Origin of the sequence: Streptomyces sp. GDS52 (assembly GCF_052246875.1) — a bacterium.
GTDB classification, from domain to species: Bacteria; Actinomycetota; Actinomycetes; order Streptomycetales; family Streptomycetaceae; genus Streptomyces; species Streptomyces cathayae.
This window is the reverse complement of record NZ_CM125966.1, coordinates 3,206,584-3,225,894: the sequence shown is the minus strand read 5'-3', so window position 1 is coordinate 3,225,894 and position 19,311 is coordinate 3,206,584. Positions and strand designations below refer to the sequence as shown.

Here is a 19,311-nt window from a genome sequence, read left to right as displayed (position 1 = left end):
GTGCGTCAGCGGGTGGCAGTCGGCAGCAATCGCGCGGGATCACCGGCCGGCGCGCAGAGCGGCGGCCGGTACCGATGGCGATCGATCTGAGCGAGGACGAAGTCGTCCGCGGAGACGGTTCCCGATGTTCCAGAAGCCCGCCGCGCGACCGCCGGCCGACGGGGGAGGTGGCCTGTGCCCAGAAGCGTTCAGTATCGACTCGACTGACGGAATGGCACATGCCGTCTCTGGCGTGGGCTCACTGCGTGCAACCCATCTTCTTCATCCCTTCCGGCAGGTAAGTCTGGGCGAATCGCTCAAGCTCTTTAGGCTTTGCTTCGGCTACTCCGGTCACAATCACGTCCAGGAAGTAGTATTTGCCCCGCTTGGGGCAAGCATTCATCGACCTGAGCCAGTCATCGGAAGTCAAGGTTTCTTCGCCGACGTCGGACTTTGCAGGATTGTTATATCTCCTCGTGTTTTCCATTATATCGAATTTGTTTTGGTCTCGATACTCGTCGATCCTGAGTGCGGTGGAGTCGTCCACGGAGATTACGCATTCTGATTTGTTCTCCTCGAATGACTCCTGGTTGGCCTCGAATTTCTGACCTGAAGGCAGCAGTGGTTCCAATGCGGACGGCTCGATGTCTCTGCCGCAGATGGTGTTGGGGATTTGGTATTCGGCGGGGTTGTCGCACCCTGCAACTGCGAGGAGCAGGAGCGTGAGGCTCGACGTCAACAGAAATGATGGCCGTAGCGCTTCAATTTTCATTGTGAATTGCCTCTCGCCACCCTGTTCGCCGTTTCGTTCCCATTGAAGGCGCTATTTCCGATTGCTTCCTGTCGCAATAGCCTATCGTCTCCCAGGGATAGTTCGTGATCGGGGTTGATGCGAGACCATTCCTCGCCGAGCGCATTCAGGTACTTTATGCGCGAGTTGAAAGTTTTCCTGTTTTCTGTAGCGAGTTCATCATCGATGCGACCCTGCTCTTCCAATTGCCAGGCGTAGGCCGCGGAATCCACTCCTCGCTGCACCGCATCACCGACCACCGGTATGAAGTTGGCCGCGCCGCCGACCACGTGATAGCCCCACTTTGCCGACCAAGAGGGGTCTTCCTTGTCGGTCTCCAGCGCGTGGTAACGGACGGACTCCATGAACCCGACGGTGTGTCCTGCCCGGATGAGCTCTTCTTTCGGGTTGCCTTTATGCTCAGCGTGGATGTCAGCGACAACAGCCTGATTTACGCTTTCCATCAGCGTGCCGTAGGCGTTCTGATCACGCGAGACCTGCTTGGACACCTCGAGCAGGTCCTCGTAGTCGAGTGGTCCTTCGTCGGGATCCAACTCACTGGTGGTCTGGTGGACGTCTGCTCCCCAGTTCCCCAGGAGCACTGCCATGTCGTCCCGCAGTTCGGGCGGGAAGTCGTCGCCCTTTTCGGCCAGGCGTCTCAGGGTGCCGTCGAAGGCCTGCCGCTGTGCGTCGGTGTGGTCGTACGAGGTGATGACGTGTGGCTGGTCCGGGTTCAAGCCGGTGCCCGCTGCCAGCAATGACTTGCCGAGTGCGTCGCGGGACTGGACCGTGCCGTCGCCCTTGCCGTAGGGGTCGTCCTCGTCGTAGTACTCGCGCTCCGTGAGGAGGTAGTCGGCCACGTCCTCGCGGCTGAACAGCTCGGTGGCGTAGTCGGGGTTGTGGGAGACGGCCTTGAGGAAGCCGGCCATCGGGTCGCTGCCGGTTGTTCCGTAGTCGCCGTCGGGCCCCTTGGCCGTGTAGTCGAGCTGGGCCCCTCCGAGGGCGGGGTTACCCCAGATCGAGGCGGGATCGAAGGGTTTCTTCTCCGCCTCGAAGGTGCGCAGGCCCTTGTAGTAGTCGTCCAGGAAGCCCTCGTCGAACTTCCCCTTGACCATGAGGTTGCTCATGATCTGGAAGCCGTACGTCTTCGCCATGATGCCCTCGTGCCCGTACAGCTTGCCGCCGGCGGCAATCAGGTCCTTCTTCCATGCCTCCATCTCCGGTGAGGTGCCGTGGGAGGCGCCGGCGAGAGACATGCTGAGGTTCTTCTGGACGTCACCCAGGAGCTTGGCGCGGTCGCCGTCGGGCGTCCTGCCCTGGCCGGGGTCGGCCAGGTCGCGCCAGAACTGGAGCGTGCCGTCCGCGCCCAGGTCGAGGGCGAGGGTCTCGGTGAAGCCGGGGTTGTCCCGCTGGTTCTTCAGCGTCTCGTTGAAGCGGGCCAGTTTCTCCTCGCTCCAGTCCTCGACGTTGCCCTTGGCGATCTCCTTGCGCCAGTACTCGGCGTCTGCCCTGCCCTGGTCGTGGTCGGCGTCTTCCAGCCCGGTCGAACCCTGGTCGGTGAAGTCGTACTTGTCCTTGGCGAGCAGGCGCAGGGCGCGGGCGGCGATACGGTCGGTCTCGGTCGCCTCCCACAGGATCCTGGTGATCCTGCGCTGCGCGACCTCCAACTCCTGGTCCGTCGGCCTGGGGATGTCGGCCTTTCCCGCAACCGCGGGAGGGGGCGCCGAGGCGATCACACTCCCGTTGCCGTTGACGTAGATGCTGCGCTTCGCCAGCTCGTCGATCGCGGTCCGCAGGTCCTGCTTGTGCTGCGTGAACGCGGCGTGCGCGTCGCTCAGGATGGCGAGCACGCTCTTGGCCTCGGAGGCCGCGTCGTCGAACTGCGCCGCGGTCCTGGTCACGAACTGCCGCGACACCGTGGCGTTGACGCCCACCCAGTCCGCCGCATAGGCCTTCTTCTGCAGACCCTCCGCGCTGACCTGGCCGTCACCGCCCGTGGCCAGCTTCTCCAGTCGGCCGACCATGGTCCGCCAGTCGTCCACCGAGGTCTTCAGGGTGCCCAGGCGCAGGCTGTTGAGTTCTTCCACCGTCAGCATGTCCGTCGCCATGAGCCTCAGGCCTCCGCGGACTTCGGAGCGTAGTAGTCGTTGATCCGCGACACCGTCATCAGGTGACCCGCCGCGTTCCGCATGCCGGTCACGACGTGGTCCTCGTCCTTCGCGTGCTGGGCCCGTGTGAAGTCCAGGTGGTTGGAGATGTGGGCGCACGCCTCCTTCAGGGTGCCCAGCTGGGTGTTCCACGCGTCGTGCAGTTCGGTGAGCGCGGAGCCCATGTCCAGGCCGTCGTTGAAGAGGTCGATGGAGGCCGTGAACGTGCTCGGCCGCGCGAGGTCGCCGTCCACCGTCAGCCGTTCGCGCAGGTCGTAGGCCATGTTCCCGAGCTTGCCCAACTGGTCGTCATGCACCACCAGGTCCGGTGCAGTGCCTCCGCCACCAGGGCCCGTGTCGGGAGCGATCCCGTTCAACTGCATCGACGCCGCCTGCTTCTGGGCGACCTCGGCCTTGATCTGCTCCCATTCGTCCCACGCCATGCGGACGAGCCCCCTCCCCGTATGCGACTTCGCCCGACACACCGGTGTGCTTCCACTCGGCTTCGAACACTCTTTCATGCGGTGACGCGACGTCACTCAGACATCGCCCTTGTGCACGGCGTCTTCACAGTCCATGAGGGCGAGGCCCCCCTCCGGGAGCCACCCTTCGGAGCCGGGAAGTCCCGTTCACGCACCCTCCGGCCCCTGGCCACTCTTCGGCCTCGGTCACACGGGCGGGCGCCCGCCCCTGTTGCCGACGTTCGCGGGGGAAGCCGACTGAGGCCCACGGATCCCCACAGCCGTGGCCCCCGCCTGACGTGCCATGACTCGATCCTTTCCAACGATCGAGTCCCTGCCGAACCCGGAACGGTTCACCTGGGTCCTGGTACGTCTTGCCTCACTTGCTCGCGAGCAGCCTGTGAGCTTCCTCAGCGCAGCCCCATGACAGCGTGACGCCGGCGCCGCCGTGCCCGTAGTTGTGCACGACCACAGCGCCATCCTCCCGCCGGTCAACCTCCACCCGGACCGTGGCCCGGGTGGGCCGGGCACCGACCCGATGCTCCAGAACGCGGGCTGTGGCGAGACGGGGTTCGACCTCGGCGCAGCGGGCCAGGATGTTGGCCGCCGCCGTGTCGTCGGGGACTAGGCCACCCTCTCCGTCGATCGCCGTGCCGCCTAGGACGACGGTGTCGCCGTGGGGGTAGAAACACAGCAGGTCTGGTGAGGGGCCGGTGTCCTCGGAGAAGAACTCGGCCAGCCCCGGATTGGTGACGACGACGTGCTGACCGCGGATGGGCCGAAGGTCAGGGTCCGGGAGTAGATCCTTGGCACCGAGGCCCGTGCAGTTGACGGTCACGGTGGCCGGGCCGGCGTCCGCGAGCGAGGCCAGCCGTCGCCTCTCGACTGTTCCCTCAGCGGCATCGAGACGACGTAGGAGGTAGCTGAGGTAGGTGGGCATGTCGATCAGCGGCACCGTGAATCGGTAGCCGGCCGAGAACCCGGTCGGCAGTTCTGTCGGCCCGCACGGCCGGAAGCCGGGCAGGGTGGTGGCCCAGTCCGGTGGGGTCTCGGCGGTACGGGACGCCTCTATACCGCTGGTGAGCCGGACGCCTGTGGCCGGAACCTCGGCCAGCCTACGAAAGACCTCCAGCGACCGTTGTCCCCACTGGTCGACCTTGATCTTGGGCTCGACCAGGTACGGCCCCCACATCGCCCCGGCCGCCAGCGAGGTGACACCCGGTACCTGCTCGGCGATCACGTGCACCGAAGCACCGGCCTCGGCGAGAACGACGGCGGTGGTGAGCCCTGCCACTCCAGCGCCGACAATGACAACGCGCTCCCCTGCGGCCATGATCCTGACTCTAACGGCCGGGTGGCGTCGACGGGGCATGCTCGGCGAGGGCGTGCTCCAGGGTGGGCAGGAAGCTGCGCACGTGGGCGTTGCGCTGTCGGCGGCGCAGGTCTGCGGCGAGTTGGTGGAGCAGGGCCGCGCTGCGAGGCGAGCGTACGACGTCGAGGCGGTCAGCGACGATCTGGCCGACCTCGCAGGCGGCCTCAAGGTCACCATGCGCGCTGTGGCCCAGGGCCAGCCAGGCTCCTTCGAACATGGCCCTGCGCTGGCTGGGGTCACCGCGCGGAACCTCGTATGCCCCGGAGCGGAGCATCTCCGCACCCTGGGCGAGGAAGCGTCGTCCCCGCGTGCCACTCTCCGCTTTCAGCTGGGCGCGACCCATGTGAATGAATCCGTAACCAGCCTGGCAGTCCAGGTGGTTGTCGGTGAGGAAGTACATCCAGCGGGGTTTCTCCTGGCTGCTGTCCCGGCTGGTGATCATTTCGCGGGCGGTCCCACGGGTGTGGGCGAAGTCGTTGTCACGGCCGGCGGCGGCGTACGCGTACGCGAGCCGGGACAGAACGGATGCCCGTACGACCGGTGGGGCGGCGTCGCCGGCGCGGCGGGCGGCTTCGCCGAGGGCGATAGCGTCCGCCGGGTGGCCCCGGCTCGCTGCTTGGAAGGAGAGGTCCCCCGAGGATGTGGGCGCACAGGGGCAGATCGTTGACCTGATGCCCCGCCGCAGCTTCCGGCGAAGTAGGAGCCGGACCAGAAGTGGCCGCCCCACAGATACCGGCGGACGTGGGCGTCGTACTCCTTGCGCAGCAGGCGAGCGGAGACGCCCTTGAGGGAGTTGACCAGCTGGGAGAGCCGGACTTTCGGCGGGTGGTGCACGAGCAGGTGGACGTGGTCCTGCTCGCCGTTGAACTGCTTCAGCTCGGCCTCGAAGCCGGTGCAGACCTCCCGCATGATCTCTTCGGTGCGGGTCAGTATGGCGCCGGTGAACACCTTCCGCCGCCCCTTGGCGACAAAAACCAAGTGAACGTGCAGGTTGTAGACAACAAGGCGACCCATTCCGACATCGGAGTCAGGAATCCAGCGCGGTGGCACCCACCCTGGCTATTCTCGCGTTCATGAGTCAGGACACCCTGGTCAAGCGGCAGTTCGGGCACCGTGCCCGGCTGGCGCTGTCGCCCGCCGAGGTGTCGAAGACCGACGGCCAGGCGCACGCGGCCCGCACCCTGTGGAACTGCCTGCACGCCTGGTGGCAGATGATGCCGAAGGACAAGCGCACTCTGGCCGCCGCTGACGCGGCGATACGGCAAGCCCGTAAGGAGATCGACTTCCTTGCCGTTCTCCCCGCGCAGGCCGCGCAGGCAGTGCTCAAGACGTACCACCAGGCGTGGAAGAACTGTTGGGAGGGCCGGGCCGACGCCCCGAACTTCAAAGCCCGCTTCCGCGCCGTGATGTCCGTGGACATCCCGCAGGGCCGCGACCTGAACATCGTCCGCGTGCACCGCCGCTGGGGCATGGTCAACATCCCCAAGGTGGGCCGGGTCCGCTTCCGCTGGACCAAGGACCTCCCGGTGGGCAAGCGTGCCGACGCGGAGAACCGGATCACCGGCGCCCGGCTGGTCAAGGACGTGCTCGGCTGGCACATCGCCTTCCGCGTCCAGGCCCTTCAGGGCAGGCCGGATCCCCACCAGGGCGCCGAGGTCGGCATCGACGTGGGCGTCACCGTGCCCCTCGCTCTCTCCAACGAGGACCACCAGGACCACGGCCGGCCGCCCCGGCTCCCGGACGGCACCGCCGACCGCGACAAGTGGCTCACCCCGAAGGAGAAGGCCAAGCTCCTGCGTCTGGAGAGGGAAGCCGCACACCGCAAGACCTTCCGCAAGCGCGGCGAGAAGACTTCCCGCCGCCTGCGGCACACCTACGACCAGATCAAGCAGCTCCGAGCAAAAGCCACGCGACGGGCACTTGACTGGCAGCACCAGACGACCACCCGCCTCGCCCGCACCTATGGCGTGATCGTGGTCGAACAGCTCAACATCACGAACATGGTCAAGTCCGCTCGGGGCACCGTCGAGGAGCCGGGCAAGAACGTCAAGGCCAAGGCCGGTCTGAACCGCTCCATCAGCCAGGAGGCATGGGGCCGAACGGTCACGATGCTGGCGTACAAGCTCGCCCGCCACGGCGGCGAGCTTGTCAAGGTTCCCGCCCCGAACACCTCCCGGCGCTGCTCCGCCTGCGGAACCATCACGCCCGGCAGCCGGGAAGACCAGGCCACGTTCGTATGCAAGAACCCCGGCTGCGGCTTCGAGGCGAACGCCGACTGGAACGCAGCCCGGAATATCTTGCACCTGTACCGGATCGGCCACGTCATCGTGGAGGTTCCGGCCCTTGGAAGTAGGGGTCGCAGGGCGGGTAACACCGTCAAGCCCGCCGCAGCAATGTAGGTGGGAATCTCCTCCCTGAGCTTGCGAAGGGAGGAGAGCTCTTCAAAGCCTGCCGTACCCGATGCCCTGGCCGCGGCTGCGCGACTCCGTGCGCCTGGCCTACCGGGCCCGTTTCCAGCTGGACGAGGGGTCGGACCTCCGGCACCGGATGTGGTTCGAGCATGCCGACCGGGACCTGCGCACGGTGCTCGACGTGCTGGACGACCTGGGGGCGATCGAGCGTGACCAGGGGATGGCCGATCCGGTGTTCCTGGGAGTCGATCTCCCCGATGCCGGACCCGAACTGCCCGCGGACATGCCGCCGGAGCTTGCGGAACTGCTGGGCGTCGCGGGGGCGGCAGCGGATCCGGCGGCGCAGGAGCGTGCCGATGCCCGGCGTGCGGAGCTGACGGCGGGGCCGGTGGAGCTCATCCGTCTCACCGGACTGGGCACCCGGGCCGTACGGCAGCGACTGCTGGCGGTCGGCCGGGACGCGCCGCTGGTCGGTGAGCTGGCTCAGGCGCCGGCGGCCGGTCTGCTGGGGGCACTGGCCGAGGACTACGACCTGGACACCGCCCGTGTGGAGCTGGCCGACTGGCTTTCGGCCCGCGGGGAGCGGGAGGCCGCTCTGCGGCAACTGACGGACGCCGTGGGGAACATGGCCTTCCGCACCCGTGCACAGGCGATGCTCGACGTGCTGCAGGTGGCGTTGCCGGACGGTGAGGGCGAGCGGCTGTTGCACCGGCTGCGGGGTGACAGCCGGTTGGCGCCGCCGGCGCTGAACACGCTGGCGCAGCGTGAACTGCTGTCCCCCGAGGACATGACCGATGCCGAGCATCTGCTGGTGCTCGCCGAGAGCCTGCTTCAGCTCGTGGAGCTGGCGGGCGGCCGGGACGGCGCCGAGGAGGCGCTGCGCGCCCAGGGCCCCGAGGTCAGGGAGGCGGTTGCCGCCGCCCTGGCCTCCGCGCACCCGGACCGGGCCGGACTCGACGAACTCAGGCAACTGGCGGCCAGGGCGCTGCGCTCTCCCACCGCCCGCACCGTTCGCTCCCGCAAGCGCGGGCGCCCCACCGGCAAGAACACCCGCAAGCGGCGCCGCTGACCGGAGCAACGCGGGTCACCGGCGCCCCCGGCGGCGCGCTGTGTCAGACCTTGGCAATGCGGATGACGGGGCCGCAGAGCAGGTGGAGGTCTTCGGGATCCGAGGTCAGGACGGTCACCGGGGCGGGTGAGGCGAGGGCGGTGGCGGCGACGATCGCATCGAGGGCGTACTTGTGGCCGTGAAGCCCGGCTGCGGCGAGGAGCTTGCTGGCGTGGCGGGCGATGGCTTCGGTGGGCGGAACGATGTTCAGGCGGGAGACGGCGTAGTCGAAGCGGGCCTGGTTGGTCCTGGGGTCGCGGGCTTCGACGAGGGTGACGGAGCTGGTGATGACGCGGATGTCTTCCGCCTCGGCCGCGGCCAGCCACTCGGTGAGTTCGGCTGTGCGTCGTACGAGTTTGGACAGGCCCTCGCAGTCGAGGACGAGGGTGCCGCTCACGCGGCGTCCGCTGAGCTGACCGCGTCACCGCGCAGGATCGCCCGCCTGGCCTCGACCGCTGACTGGTCGACCGGTCCGTGTTCGGCTTCCGCGTCTTCGATGAGTTCACGCAGCCGGTCGCGTTCCAGTTGGCGCTGGATGAGGGCTTCGACGTAGGCGGACATCCCGCGCTTGCCGGTACGTGCCTTGAGAGCCGCGATGGTGCCTTCATGAAGGGAGACGGAGACCGGGCGAACGGGGCCTTCGCCGGGAGCGGGGTCGGGGGAGGAGGCCATGGAACCAGTTTAACAAAACTCTTGTTATCGGGCTGGGTGGTTCATGCCCCCACGGTGGGTTCCGTTCAGCGAGCGAGAGCGGACTCGTCGATCAGGCGGAGATCTTGCATCAGGTGGCCCAGCCGTCTTTGCGCTTGAGGGTTCCGTCGGCGTTGCGGGGCCTGTGCTCTCGACGATCTCACTGAAGTCGAACTCGCCGGCGGCCATGGCGTCGAAGCCCTCTTGCCGCAGATGGCGTTTGACGGCGTCCTCCATGGCGAGCTGCACGGCCTGGGCCTTCGTTCTGGTGTCGAAGGAGCGCGTGGCTTCGTCGAGTTTGATGACCGTCCTGGCCATGCTGGCTCCTTGGGTTTTCGGCCGACTCGAACGGTCTCATTTTCCGGTTTCTCGAAGTCTCATTCGGCGTCCGCGTAGCACTCCACCACCGCCGTCGTGAACGGGAAGCGGACGGGGGTCTGTCCGAACGTCAGCCGGCCCGCGAGGGTGGCGGCGTCGCGGATCGCGTCCGCCACCGTCTGCGCCTCCTGTTCGGGGCAGTGCACGATCACCTCGTCGTGCTGGAAGAAGACCAGTTCGGCGGCCATGTCCGTCAGGGTCTGCCGCAGTGCGGCGAGCAGCAGCAGGGTCCAGTCGGCGGCGCTGCCCTGGACGACGAAGTTGCGGGTGAAGCGCCCCCGCGCGCGGGCGTCGGTCGAGGCATAGCCCGGCACCCACTGCCGGGCGGCGTCGGGTTCCTCCTCCGCGGCCGGGATGCCCGCCTCCTCCGCCGCGTCGTCCGCCGTACGGGCCGCGGGTGGGCAGGTGCGGCCCAGCCAGGTCCGTACGAGCCTGCCCTCCTCGCCCGCGCGGGCGGCCTCGTCGACGTAGGCGACCGCCTGGGGGAAGCGGCGCCGGAGGGCGGCGAGGTTCTTCAGGCCGTCGCCGGAGGTCTGGCCGTAGACCGCTCCGAGGACGGCGAGCTTGGCCTGCGCGCGGTCGCCGGAGAAGACGCGGTCGGACACCGACTGGTAGAGGTCGGTCTCCCGGCCGGCCACCTCCATCAGTCCGGGGTCGCGGGAGATCGCGGCCAGGACCCGTGGCTCCATCTGGGCGGCGTCGGCGACGACCAGCCGCCAGCCCGGGTCGGCGACCACCGCGCGGCGGATCACCTTGGGGATCTGCAGCGCGCCCCCGCCGTTGGTCACCCAACGGCCCGTCACCGTCCCGCCTGCCAGGAACTCGGGCCGGAAGCGGCCGTCGCGCACCCAGTCCTGGAGCCAGGACCAGCCGTGGGCGACCCGGATGCGGTACAGCTTCTTGTACTCGATCAGCGGTTTCACCGCCGGATGGTCGAGGGACTCGAGCTCCCAGCGGCGGGTCGAGGAGACCTTGATCCCGGCCTGTGCGAACGCCTTGACGACGTCGGCGGGCAGGTCGGGCCGCACCCGGCGGCCGAAGGCGGCGGACACCTCGTCGGCGAGTTCGGCGAGTCTGCGCGGCTCGCCGCCGCCCGCGTACCGCTCGCCGAGAAGGTCGTGCAGGACCGCGCGGTGCACGTCCGCCCGCCAGGGCACCCCCGCGCGGTTCATCTCGGCGGCGACGAGCATCCCGGCCGACTCGGCGGCCACGAGCAGCCGCATCCTGTCCGGATGCGCCGTCGCCCCGAGCCGGCGCTGCTGCTCGGCGTAGACCGCGAGGAGGTCCGCCAGCGGTATGTGTGCGTCGCGGGGTTCGAAGAGGGAGGGCTGCGCGCCCGGATCGGCCGGGCGCTGCGGTGGATCGGGCGGTACGGGGCCGCCGCGCAGCCGGGCCAGGGCGGCCGCGGCGGAACGGGGCTCCCCGTACCGCCCCTCGTGGCCGAGCAGGAGCGTCTCGGCGGCCTCGACGTCGTGGCACCGCGCCACTCGCACCCCCGCGGCGAGCAGGCGCGGATGGATCTCGGCGGTGGACCGCCACACCCACCGCGTGACTCCGGGACGGCTCCGCACGGCCTCGGCGGGATCCGCCTCCCGCCGCACCGGAGCGGCGGGCAGCCCGTCCGGACCGAGGGGGGCGAGGTCCACGCCGCCGTCCTCGGCCGGAGCGAGTGCCCACCGGTCGGCCACCATGCTGCGAGTGTGGCAGGAGGGTCTGACAACACCCCCCGGGCCCGGATGTCCGGGTCAGCCCTGACCGGGCTCGGACTCGGGCTTCGTGGGCCGGCCGTCCGCCGCCTCCGGTTCCTGGGTCTCCAGGAACTCCGCCAGCATCTCGGTGACGTACCGCTCGGTGGTGGTCTTGTCGATGCCGAGGCCGCTGAGGAGGCCCTCGCCGTTCTCGTGTTCCAGCAGGGCGAGCAGGAGGTGTTCGGTGCCGACGTAGTTGTGGCCGAGGCGGAGGGCCTCGCGGAAGGTGAGCTCCAGGACCTTCTTGGCCGCCGCGCCGTACGGCACCAGCTCGGGGGCCTCTTCGGCGGGCGGCGGGAGCAGCGCGGTCGCGGCCGCGCGGACCGCTTCCAGGGTGACGCCCTGTTCGGTGATCGCCTTCGCGGCCAGGCTGCCCGGCTCGGCCAGCAGTCCGAGGACCAGGTGCTCGGGCAGGCCCTCGGCGTTCCGCGCGGCCTTGGCCTCGTTGTGCGAGGCCATCACCACGTTGCGGGCGCGGGGCGTGTAGCGGTGGAAGCCCTCGTTCGGGTCGAGCGGGGCCGAGTCCTTGGTCACGAAACGCTTCTGGGCCGCCTGGCGGGTGACGCCCATGCTCTTGCCGATGTCCGTCCAGGAGGCGCCCGAGCGCCGGGCCTGGTCCACGAAGTGGCCGATCAGGTGGTCCGCCACGTCGCCGAGGTGCTCTCCCGCGAGCACCGCGTCCTGAAGCTGCTGGAGGGGTTCCTCGTGGACCTTCTTGATGGCCGCGATGAGGTCGTCGAGACGTACGGATGACTTGATGCCGGGGTTCGTCGTCATGTGTCAACCGTAGGTTGACAGTGGAAGGGTGTCAACCGCGAGTTGACATGTGGGTGGGTGTGTCAGGCCGAGGGCTCGGCGGGGAGAGGGGGCATGGCACGATCGGTCCGTGAGCACGTCCAGCACCGTCGACCGCGCCTTCGGGGCCGCCTTGTACGCCACCACCGACGACGCCCTCGACACCGGCGCGTCCCTGCTCGCCTCCGATCCGGCGGCGGACGCCGAACTCGCCGGGCGGGGCGAGGAGTTCGTGGCGACGGCCTGGCGGCGCGGCTGGCAGCCCGCCGACCTCGTACGGATCGTCCGGCGCGAACTGGACGACGTGCACGTGCGGCTGGTCGCGGTGCTGATCCACGCGCAGGCACCGCACGACCGGCCCCGCGGCCCTCGCTGGCACGCCCAGCTCGGCGATCTCGGCGCTCTCGGCGGCCTCGGTGAACGCACCGACCGCTTCTCGCACGCCACCGCCGTACTGGAGCTGTACCGGCTGCTGCTGCGCCTGCCCGCCCTCGAACCCCTCGACGAGCCCGACGGGGACACGGGCTCATCCGGGCGGGAACGGAACCCGGAGTCCCGCACGCTGGGCCGCATCCGCGCGCTGCTGGCCAAGGCGGAGGCGACCGGGTTCCCGGAGGAGGCGGAGGCCCTCACCGCCAAGGCACAGGAGCTGATGGCACGGCACAGTGTCGACGAGGCGCTGCTCGCGGTGCGGGCCCCCTCGGCGACGGCTCCGGGCGCCTGCCGGATCGGTGTGGAGCCGCCGTACGAGCAGACCAAGGCCGTGCTGCTGGACGCGATCGCCACCGCGAACCACTGCCGGGCCGTGTGGAACGAGGCCCTCGGCTTCTCCACCGTGGTCGGCTTCGCCTCCGACCTGGAGGCGGTCGAACTCCTGCACACCTCACTGCTCGTGCAGGCCGGTACGGCCATGGCGAAGGCGGAGGCGGCTCAGCGGGCCGGGGGACGCAAGCGGACCAAGACCTTCCGGCAGTCCTTCCTCGCGGCGTACGTCCACCGCGTGGGCGCGCGTCTCGCGGCGGCCGCCGAGGGGCAGGTGACGGACGATCTGCTGCCGGTGCTCGCCTCCCGCGACGTCGCGGTCACCGAACGGCTGGACCGCCTGTTCCCGGAGACGACGACCACCCGGCTGCGCGGGGTGAGCGACGCGGCGGGATGGGAGGAGGGCGCGCGGGCGGCGGACGACGCCCAGGTCGAAGCGCGCGGACGGCTTTCCGGACGGCGCCCCTGAACCGGGGCCCCGGTCGCTGCCGGCCCGGTCGCAGCCCGTCCAGGTACTGTCCGCCCGGACACTGCCCGCCGGTCATCGCCGGCCCGGTCACCGTCTGCCCGGTCACCGTCTGCCCGGTCGCTGCCGGCCCAGTCACCGCCAGCCCGGTCGTCGTCGGCCCGGTCACCGCCTGCTCAGGCGCTGCCTGCTCGTCACTGCCCGCCCGGACACTGCCCGCCAGTCACCGCCTGCCTGGTCGCAGCCCGCCCGGTCATCGCCTGTCCGGTCATCGCCCGCCCAGACGCCGCCTGTCCGGTCTCCTGGCCGCTCAGTCCCCCGACCGCTGGAAGGCGCTCACGGACGCGTCGGCCGCGCCCGTTCCCGTTCCCGAGCCTTCGCCCTCGCCCTGGTGCGCCACCGGGCCGTACGACCAGGGGAACGCGCGGGTGTCGGTGGCGCCGGGGAGGCCGATCTCCAGGGTCTTCACGTCCAGGCTCTGGCCGGCGTCCTCCGGTCCGCGCACATAGGTGACGGTGAAGGAGGCGGACCCGCCCTCGGCCAGGGTCAGCTTCTGGGCCGTGGCGCCGTCCGTCGGTGACAGCGCGACAGGCTCGCCCTCCGCCGCCACCAGGCTCGCCTCGGGGAAGCCGTCCAGGATGCAGGCGGGGCCCTGGTTGACGAGGTCCACGGGGACCTCGCCGGTGTCACCGGCGGCCGGGGCCTCGCTCGCGGGGCCGACTTCCAGGCTCACCTTCGCCATCGAACAGGCCACGCTCTCCTGCTTCTGCTTCGCGTCGTCCTTCGCCTTGTCTCCACCGCCCTCGCCGCCGCAGGCGGTCAGCAGGAGGAGGGCGGTGACGGCGGTGACGGTGGTCGGCATGGCGCGCATGATGATTCCCCTGAGGTCGTGGAGCAGCCCCCAGATCATCACACCCGGGAAGCCCTTCCGGCGCACCCGGAGGGCAGAGCCCGCCGGGCGGGCCCTACGACCCCAGCCCCGCGGTCGGCAGCCCCTGCGGCATCCGGCCGCCCTCGGCCTTGGTGAACGTCTCGGTGCCGAGGGGGCTCTGCCAGGTGACCTTCAGGGTGGACCCGCTCACGGAGGTGACCGTGCCGCTCGTCCGGTCCGCCTTGCCGTCCGGGCACTTCAGGCTGATCGTCGAGGCCCCGGTGTCCTCCCGCGCGGTGCCGCTGCACACGGTGCCGCCCATGGTGAAAAGGGCCGCCTGGTCGCCGGTGAACATCAGGATCACGGCCTTGCCCCCGGCCGTGGTGAGCCAGCTGCCCTCCAGTCTGCCCGCGGGGACGCCGGTCGCGTCCGGACCGCCGGACCCGGTGCCGCCGGACCCGGGGGCGGCCGTGGCGGCCGACGTGGACGGTGTGGCCGGCGCGGACGGCGTGGCGCCGGGCGCGGAGTCGTCGCGGGAGCCGCCGTCACCGCCGCACCCGGCGAGCACCAGCGCGCCGGCCAGCCCCAGGGCCGCGTACGCGATCCGCATGCGTCGGCCCGACGCGGCGCACGCCCCCGCGATGCCCTGATCCACCGATGTCACCGCAAGCCCCCTAGCTGTGGTCGGCCCCGTCGGCCGGAACGGCCGGAGTCAGCTAACAGGACGTACCCGGCGCCCGACCACCCCGGTGACACCGCGCACCGAAAAAGAGACCGCTTGCAGGACTAAGCAGGGCACTGAAGGACACACGAAGACACACAAGGGAACAGGAGAGCCCTTGTGTGCGTCTCACTTCCAGACGGGGACCGGCAGGCCCGGCGGCAACGCTGTAACCGCAGGAGCACCCCGCGTGCACGTGCATCTGCCCATGCGTTTGCACATGAACAAAGCTATGATCCGGATCAGTTGACCACTGCATCGATGGCCACACCAGCCAGTGCACACCGGGGAGCGACCTGTGGACCACGACGTGTACGACGGCGACGTGTACGAGGGGGACGTGTACGACGGCGCCGGCGCGTCCCGCGTGTACAACGGCATGGCGGCCACCGGGCTGGACGGCGTGGTCTGGCAGAAGAGCCGGCACAGCAATTCGCAGGGATCCTGCGTGGAGTTCGCCCGGCTGCCCGGGGGTGAGGTGGCGGTGCGCAACTCCCGCTTTCCCGAGGGGCCCGCGCTCGTCTACACCCGCGCGGAGATCGAGGCGATGCTGCTCGGCGTCAAGGACGGCGAGTTCGACCACCTCGTCGCCGGCTGACCCGGCGGCCCTCCGTCCCCGGCTCCGGGGCGGTGACGCGCGTAGAGGGAAGACGGTGTCCAGGCGCGCGGCGTCGCGTCACACGACGGGATCGCGCAGCCGGAACAGGGCCCAGACCACCTTGCCGCCGAGCGCCCCCCTCGTCGGCTGCCAGCCCCAGCTGTCGCTGAGCGATTCGACCAGCAGCAGTCCGCGGCCCGACTCGGCGGAGAAGTCGCCCGCCGCACCGGCGACGGGACTGTCGTGGCTGGGGTCGCGCACCGCGCACACCAGCCGCCCGGTCCACCGCATCAGGTGCAGCCGCACCGGCGGTTCCTGCCCCGTCAGCCGTGGCGCCGCGGCCGGCATGCCGTGCCGCAGGGCGTTGGTCACCAGCTCGGAGACGACCAGACACGCATCGTCGAAACGGTCGCCCACGTCCCACTGGTCACAGGTCTTCCGGGTGAACCGGCGGGCCTCGCGCACCGCCTCGTAGCGGGCGGGGAAGGAGCAGGAGGCGGCGTCGGACACGGCCGCGGGGTCCAGCGGCGGAAGGCCCTGCCGTAACGGCTCGAGCATGGTCGATCCATTCGTCCCCATGCGAGGCACTCCCGGAATTCGCGGTCGTAGCGATACGGCGATACGGCGGTGGTGCGAAGGCCATGGTTTCGGATGCGCAAGGCAGATGCAAGGGCAGATGCACGTGCAGCTGACCGAAATCGCCCCTCCCGTACCGCTTGTTGGTCAATTTTTCCGTCACCTTTCCGTCGTCTTTCCGTCCCCTCAGCCCCTCCTGTTGTCCGAACCGTGTTCCTTCCCGAACGGAACCCCTGGCTCGATTCCGTTTCCGTAACCGCCCGAGTACTGCTCGGAGTGTTTTAGTGGCAGACTTCGGGCCCTGGCAGACGTTGGGGAGGCTGGCGAACGTGAGCGCGGGAGAGCCGGGATCGGTGGTGCGGCGCATGCTGCTCGGATCACAACTCAGGCGACTGCGTGAGGCTCGGGGGATCACGCGAGAGGCCGCGGGGTATTCGATCCGCGCCTCCGAATCGAAGATCAGCCGGATGGAGTTGGGCCGGGTGAGCTTCAAGACCAGGGACGTGGAGGACCTGCTGACGCTGTACGGCATCGCGGACGAGCAGGAGCGCGCCTCGCTCCTCGCCCTGGCCCGGGAGGCCAACGTCGCGGGCTGGTGGCACAGTTACTCGGACGTGCTGCCCAGCTGGTTCCCCACCTATGTGGGCCTCGAGGGCGCCGCCACGCTGATCAGGGTGTACGAGGTGCAGTTCGTGCACGGCCTGTTGCAGACCGAGGGGTACGCGCGCGCGGTGGTCCGGCGCGGCATGCAGGGCGCGAGCGAGGCCGACGTCGAACGGCGGGTGGCGCTGCGCCTGGAGCGGCAGAAGTACCTGCTCTCCGAGAACGCCCCCGAGTTCCACATCATCCTCGACGAGGCCGCGTTGCGCCGCCCGTACGGGGACCGCGAGGTGATGCGGGGCCAGCTCCAGCATCTGATCGAGGTCTCCGAGCGGCCCAACGTCCGGCTGCAGGTCATGCCGTTCGGCCTCGGCGGCCACTCCGGCGAGTCCGGCGCGTTCACCATCCTCAGCTTCCCCGAGTCCGACCTGTCGGACGTCGTCTACCTGGAGCAGCTGACGAGCGCGCTGTACCTCGACAAGGCCGAGGACGTCGCCCAGTACGAGAAGGCGCTCAAGGAGCTCCAGCAGGACAGCCCGGGGCTCTCGGAGAGCCGGGACCTTCTCCGAGGACTCCTTCAACTCTCTTGAAACACAAGTACGATGACGAACGATCAGCAGCATGAGGCCGGTCGGGGCGGGCCCGGTCCGGCAGCGAGGGATCGAGGGGTTGAGGGATCACATGTCGTCGTACTTCACCGACCTGGCCCAGCAGTACATCGACGGTGAGTGGCGCCCGGGAACCGGTTCCTGGGACATCATCGACTTCAATCCGTACGACGACGAGAAGCTGGCGTCGATCACGATAGCCACCGTCGACGAGGTCGACGAGGCGTACCGTGCGGCGGCCCGCGCGCAGAAGCAGTGGGCGGTGACCAACCCCTACGCCCGCCGCGCGGTGTTCGAGAAGGCGCTCAGGCTGGTCGAGGAGCGCGAGGAGGAGATCTCCGACGCGATCGTCGCCGAACTCGGCGGTACGCGCCTGAAGGCCGCCTTCGAGCTCCACCTCGCCAAGGAGTTCCTGCGCGAGGCGGTGCACCTGGCGTTGAGTCCGGAGGGCCGGATCATCCCCTCGCCGGTGGACGGCAAGGAGAACCGCGTCTACCGCGTGCCCGTCGGCGTCGTGGGTGTGATCAGCCCCTTCAACTTCCCGTTCCTGCTGTCGCTGAAGTCGGTCGCCCCGGCGCTGGCGCTCGGCAACGGCGTGGTGCTCAAGCCGCACCAGAACACCCCGATCGTCGGCGGCTCGCTGATCGCCAGGATCTTCGAGGACGCCGGCCTGCCGGGCGGCCTGCTGAACGTCGTGATCACCGACATCGCGGAGATCGGCGACGCCTTCCTGGAGCACCCGGTCCCGAAGGTCATCTCCTTCACCGGCTCCGACAAGGTCGGCCGTCATGTCGCCACCGTCTGCGCCTCCCTGTTCAAGCGCTCGGTCCTTGAACTCGGCGGCAACAGCGCACTGGTGGTCCTCGACGACGCGGACGTCGACTACGCCGTCGACGCGGCCGTCTTCAGCCGGTACGTCCACCAGGGGCAGGTCTGCATGGCCGCCAACCGGGTGCTGGTGGACCGCGCGGTGGCCGACGAGTTCACCGAGAAGTTCGTCGCCAAGGTGAAGTCCCTCAAGGTCGGCGACCCGCGCGACCCCGAGACCGTCATCGGCCCGGTGATCAACTCGCAGCAGGCGGACGCCCTGGCCGGTGTCGTCGAGCAGGCGCTCGCCGAGGGCGCGACCGCGCCGGTGCACGGCACGCGGACCGACAACCTGCTGGAGCCGTCCGTGCTCACCGGTGTCCCCGCCGACTCGGCCCTGCTCCAGCAGGAGGTGTTCGGCCCGGTCGTCTTCCTGATCCCCTTCGACGGGGAGGAGGAGGCCGTCCGCCTCGTCAACGACACCCCGTACGGCCTGAGCGGGGCCGTGCACACTGGTGACATCGAGCGCGGGGTGAACTTCGCCAAGCAGGTCGACACCGGGATGTTCCACGTGAACGACGGCACCGTGCACGACGAGCCGATCGTCCCCTTCGGCGGCGAGAAGCACTCGGGCATCGGCCGGCTGAACGGCGACACGATGCTGGACGCCTTCACCACGACGAAGTGGATCTCGGTGCAGCACGGCCGCAGCGGATTCCCGTTCTGATCCCCCTCTGACCTCCTTCTGACTCCCTTCTCCTCCCGCCCGGGCCGATGAGGACAGCATCTGTCCTCATCGGCCCCTAGCGTCGTCGGTGTCAGCCGGCAGGGGCCACCTGCGGCGGAACGACGGAAGGCAGACGGTTATGGTCACTCACGTGGGTCCAGAGGAGCGGGGCGACGAGCGGGGCGCGCTCCTGTCCTTCATCGCCGAGCAGCGCGGCGGCATCCGGCGGGCACTGCTCGGCCTCACGGAGGAGCAGGCGTCCTCCCGCCCCAGTGCCAGTGAACTGTCCCTGGCCGGGCTGCTCAAGCACGTCGCCGAGGTCGAGCAGGGCTGGATCGCCCGGGCCAAGGGCGAGCCGCCGGCCGTCCACCGGGACGAGTCGAACTGGCACGAGTGCTTCCGACTGGTCGGCGACGAGACCGTGGAGTCCACTCTCGCGTCCTACGAGAAGGTGGCCGCCGAGACGGAGTCGTTCATCCGCTCGGTGCCCAGCCTCGACGACACCTTCCTGCTGGAGAGGACGTCCTGGAACCCGAAGGACGAGTGGCTCTCGATGCGCTGGCTGTGCCTGCACCTGATCCGCGAGACCGCCCGGCACGCCGGCCACGCCGACATCGTCCGCGAATCCCTGGACGGGGCCACGGCCTTCGAACTGGTCGCCAAGGAGCAGGGCAGCTCCTGGGAGTGAGCCGTGGC

20 protein-coding genes and 1 pseudogene are annotated in these 19,311 nt (G+C 69.5%); 7 read left to right on the top strand and 14 right to left on the bottom strand.

From position 1 onward, the window contains the following. Positions 1-238 precede the first annotated feature (238 nt). The 6 genes and pseudogenes from ACTWJ9_RS14630 to tnpA form a co-directional block, all read right to left on the bottom strand. Positions 239-751 carry a hypothetical protein gene (locus ACTWJ9_RS14630; RefSeq protein WP_443295808.1) on the bottom strand — a complete coding sequence of 171 codons (513 nt, stop codon included), beginning with the start codon at positions 749-751 and terminating at the stop codon, positions 239-241. Continuing rightward, the gene (locus ACTWJ9_RS14625) at positions 748-2,877 is read right to left on the bottom strand and encodes a hypothetical protein (RefSeq protein ID WP_443295807.1); all 2,130 of its coding nucleotides are present in this window, start codon (positions 2,875-2,877) and stop codon (positions 748-750) included. Before ACTWJ9_RS14625 ends, ACTWJ9_RS14630 begins: the two co-directional genes overlap by 4 nt. A 5-nt stretch (positions 2,878-2,882) precedes the next feature. Further along, a complete protein-coding gene (locus ACTWJ9_RS14620; protein ID WP_443295806.1) occupies positions 2,883-3,359 on the bottom strand; it encodes a hypothetical protein in 477 nt (158 codons plus the stop codon). 397 nt (positions 3,360-3,756) lie between these two features. Continuing rightward, positions 3,757-4,710 carry an FAD-dependent oxidoreductase gene (locus tag ACTWJ9_RS14615; RefSeq protein WP_443295805.1) on the bottom strand — a complete coding sequence of 318 codons (954 nt, stop codon included), beginning with the start codon at positions 4,708-4,710 and terminating at the stop codon, positions 3,757-3,759. 10 nt (positions 4,711-4,720) lie between these two features. Beyond that, complete coding sequence (locus tag ACTWJ9_RS14610; protein ID WP_443295804.1) at positions 4,721-5,191, bottom strand: hypothetical protein; 471 nt, start codon at positions 5,189-5,191, stop codon at positions 4,721-4,723. A gap of 230 nt (positions 5,192-5,421) precedes the next feature. After that, positions 5,422-5,763 (bottom strand): annotated as a pseudogene (tnpA, locus tag ACTWJ9_RS14605) (IS200/IS605 family transposase); the annotation flags it as partial. A 59-nt stretch (positions 5,764-5,822) separates the two neighbouring features. On the opposite strand from tnpA, the gene ACTWJ9_RS14600 reads away from it, so the two are divergent. Next, positions 5,823-7,148 (top strand): RNA-guided endonuclease InsQ/TnpB family protein, encoded by a 1,326-nt coding sequence (locus ACTWJ9_RS14600; RefSeq protein ID WP_443295803.1) that lies wholly within the window; start codon positions 5,823-5,825, stop codon positions 7,146-7,148. A gap of 61 nt (positions 7,149-7,209) precedes the next feature. Continuing rightward, the gene (locus ACTWJ9_RS14595) at positions 7,210-8,229 is read left to right on the top strand and encodes a hypothetical protein (protein WP_443295802.1); all 1,020 of its coding nucleotides are present in this window, start codon (positions 7,210-7,212) and stop codon (positions 8,227-8,229) included. Between the two features lie 43 nt (positions 8,230-8,272). On the opposite strand, the gene ACTWJ9_RS14590 is transcribed toward ACTWJ9_RS14595, so the two are convergent. From ACTWJ9_RS14590 to ACTWJ9_RS14570, 5 genes are read right to left on the bottom strand one after another with little or no spacing between them, the layout of a single operon-like run. Then, entirely contained in the window at positions 8,273-8,665 is a 393-nt protein-coding gene (locus tag ACTWJ9_RS14590) for a type II toxin-antitoxin system VapC family toxin (protein ID WP_279334662.1), read from the bottom strand. Then, positions 8,662-8,940 carry a hypothetical protein gene (locus ACTWJ9_RS14585; RefSeq protein ID WP_279334661.1) on the bottom strand — a complete coding sequence of 93 codons (279 nt, stop codon included), beginning with the start codon at positions 8,938-8,940 and terminating at the stop codon, positions 8,662-8,664. The genes ACTWJ9_RS14590 and ACTWJ9_RS14585 overlap by 4 nt, the downstream gene beginning before the upstream one ends. 24 nt (positions 8,941-8,964) lie before the next feature. Continuing rightward, positions 8,965-9,276, bottom strand: a complete 312-nt coding sequence (locus tag ACTWJ9_RS14580; protein WP_279334660.1) for a hypothetical protein — start codon at positions 9,274-9,276, stop codon at positions 8,965-8,967. A gap of 59 nt (positions 9,277-9,335) precedes the next feature. Beyond that, the gene (locus ACTWJ9_RS14575) at positions 9,336-11,024 is read right to left on the bottom strand and encodes a bifunctional 3'-5' exonuclease/DNA polymerase (protein ID WP_443295886.1); all 1,689 of its coding nucleotides are present in this window, start codon (positions 11,022-11,024) and stop codon (positions 9,336-9,338) included. A gap of 57 nt (positions 11,025-11,081) precedes the next feature. Next, on the bottom strand, positions 11,082-11,861 hold the full coding sequence (locus ACTWJ9_RS14570; RefSeq protein WP_443295801.1) for a Clp protease N-terminal domain-containing protein: 780 nt from the start codon (positions 11,859-11,861) through the stop codon (positions 11,082-11,084). 109 nt (positions 11,862-11,970) lie between these two features. Here ACTWJ9_RS14570 and ACTWJ9_RS14565 point away from each other — a divergent pair, with 109 nt between their 5' ends. Then, the gene (locus ACTWJ9_RS14565; protein WP_443295800.1) at positions 11,971-13,110 is read left to right on the top strand and encodes a DUF2786 domain-containing protein; all 1,140 of its coding nucleotides are present in this window, start codon (positions 11,971-11,973) and stop codon (positions 13,108-13,110) included. A 307-nt stretch (positions 13,111-13,417) separates the two neighbouring features. Here the strand turns inward: ACTWJ9_RS14565 and ACTWJ9_RS14560 are convergent, their stop codons facing one another. Together ACTWJ9_RS14560 and ACTWJ9_RS14555 are read right to left on the bottom strand one after the other, a co-directional pair. Next, the gene (locus ACTWJ9_RS14560; protein WP_443295799.1) at positions 13,418-13,978 is read right to left on the bottom strand and encodes a DUF4232 domain-containing protein; all 561 of its coding nucleotides are present in this window, start codon (positions 13,976-13,978) and stop codon (positions 13,418-13,420) included. Positions 13,979-14,072: 94 nt separating this feature from the next. After that, positions 14,073-14,642 (bottom strand): hypothetical protein, encoded by a 570-nt coding sequence (locus tag ACTWJ9_RS14555; protein ID WP_443295798.1) that lies wholly within the window; start codon positions 14,640-14,642, stop codon positions 14,073-14,075. A gap of 355 nt (positions 14,643-14,997) precedes the next feature. On the opposite strand from ACTWJ9_RS14555, the gene ACTWJ9_RS14550 reads away from it, so the two are divergent. After that, the gene (locus ACTWJ9_RS14550; protein WP_279334656.1) at positions 14,998-15,297 is read left to right on the top strand and encodes a DUF397 domain-containing protein; all 300 of its coding nucleotides are present in this window, start codon (positions 14,998-15,000) and stop codon (positions 15,295-15,297) included. Positions 15,298-15,375: 78 nt separating this feature from the next. Here the strand turns inward: ACTWJ9_RS14550 and ACTWJ9_RS14545 are convergent, their stop codons facing one another. Next, positions 15,376-15,855, bottom strand: coding sequence for an ATP-binding protein (locus tag ACTWJ9_RS14545; RefSeq protein ID WP_443295797.1), 480 nt, complete (start codon positions 15,853-15,855; stop codon positions 15,376-15,378). A 383-nt stretch (positions 15,856-16,238) separates the two neighbouring features. Here ACTWJ9_RS14545 and ACTWJ9_RS14540 point away from each other — a divergent pair, with 383 nt between their 5' ends. From ACTWJ9_RS14540 to ACTWJ9_RS14530, 3 genes are all read left to right on the top strand, one after another. Next, complete coding sequence (locus ACTWJ9_RS14540; RefSeq protein ID WP_279337968.1) at positions 16,239-17,063, top strand: helix-turn-helix domain-containing protein; 825 nt, start codon at positions 16,239-16,241, stop codon at positions 17,061-17,063. A gap of 91 nt (positions 17,064-17,154) precedes the next feature. Continuing rightward, on the top strand, positions 17,155-18,615 hold the full coding sequence (locus tag ACTWJ9_RS14535) for an aldehyde dehydrogenase family protein (RefSeq protein ID WP_279334654.1): 1,461 nt from the start codon (positions 17,155-17,157) through the stop codon (positions 18,613-18,615). Positions 18,616-18,754: 139 nt separating this feature from the next. Continuing rightward, positions 18,755-19,303 (top strand): DinB family protein, encoded by a 549-nt coding sequence (locus tag ACTWJ9_RS14530; RefSeq protein ID WP_384202649.1) that lies wholly within the window; start codon positions 18,755-18,757, stop codon positions 19,301-19,303. Positions 19,304-19,311: the final 8 nt, after the last annotated feature.

Bases quoted from the DNA above. Each gene is read 5' to 3' on its own strand.
- ACTWJ9_RS14620 (WP_443295806.1), bottom strand. From the start codon at position 3,359: ATGGCGTGGGACGAATGGGAGCAGATCAAGGCCGAGGTCGCCCAGAAG.
- ACTWJ9_RS14545 (WP_443295797.1), bottom strand. From the start codon at position 15,855: ATGCTCGAGCCGTTACGGCAGGGCCTTCCGCCGCTGGACCCCGCGGCC.
- ACTWJ9_RS14570 (WP_443295801.1), bottom strand. From the start codon at position 11,861: ATGACGACGAACCCCGGCATCAAGTCATCCGTACGTCTCGACGACCTC.
- ACTWJ9_RS14560 (WP_443295799.1), bottom strand. From the start codon at position 13,978: ATGCGCGCCATGCCGACCACCGTCACCGCCGTCACCGCCCTCCTCCTG.
- ACTWJ9_RS14535 (WP_279334654.1), top strand. From the start codon at position 17,155: ATGTCGTCGTACTTCACCGACCTGGCCCAGCAGTACATCGACGGTGAG.
- ACTWJ9_RS14600 (WP_443295803.1), top strand. From the start codon at position 5,823: ATGAGTCAGGACACCCTGGTCAAGCGGCAGTTCGGGCACCGTGCCCGG.
- ACTWJ9_RS14595 (WP_443295802.1), top strand. From the start codon at position 7,210: ATGCCCTGGCCGCGGCTGCGCGACTCCGTGCGCCTGGCCTACCGGGCC.
- ACTWJ9_RS14625 (WP_443295807.1), bottom strand. From the start codon at position 2,877: ATGGCGACGGACATGCTGACGGTGGAAGAACTCAACAGCCTGCGCCTG.
- ACTWJ9_RS14530 (WP_384202649.1), top strand. From the start codon at position 18,755: ATGGTCACTCACGTGGGTCCAGAGGAGCGGGGCGACGAGCGGGGCGCG.
- ACTWJ9_RS14615 (WP_443295805.1), bottom strand. From the start codon at position 4,710: ATGGCCGCAGGGGAGCGCGTTGTCATTGTCGGCGCTGGAGTGGCAGGG.
- ACTWJ9_RS14585 (WP_279334661.1), bottom strand. From the start codon at position 8,940: ATGGCCTCCTCCCCCGACCCCGCTCCCGGCGAAGGCCCCGTTCGCCCG.
- ACTWJ9_RS14540 (WP_279337968.1), top strand. From the start codon at position 16,239: ATGCTGCTCGGATCACAACTCAGGCGACTGCGTGAGGCTCGGGGGATC.
- ACTWJ9_RS14610 (WP_443295804.1), bottom strand. From the start codon at position 5,191: ATGATCACCAGCCGGGACAGCAGCCAGGAGAAACCCCGCTGGATGTAC.
- ACTWJ9_RS14630 (WP_443295808.1), bottom strand. From the start codon at position 751: ATGAAAATTGAAGCGCTACGGCCATCATTTCTGTTGACGTCGAGCCTC.
- ACTWJ9_RS14580 (WP_279334660.1), bottom strand. From the start codon at position 9,276: ATGGCCAGGACGGTCATCAAACTCGACGAAGCCACGCGCTCCTTCGAC.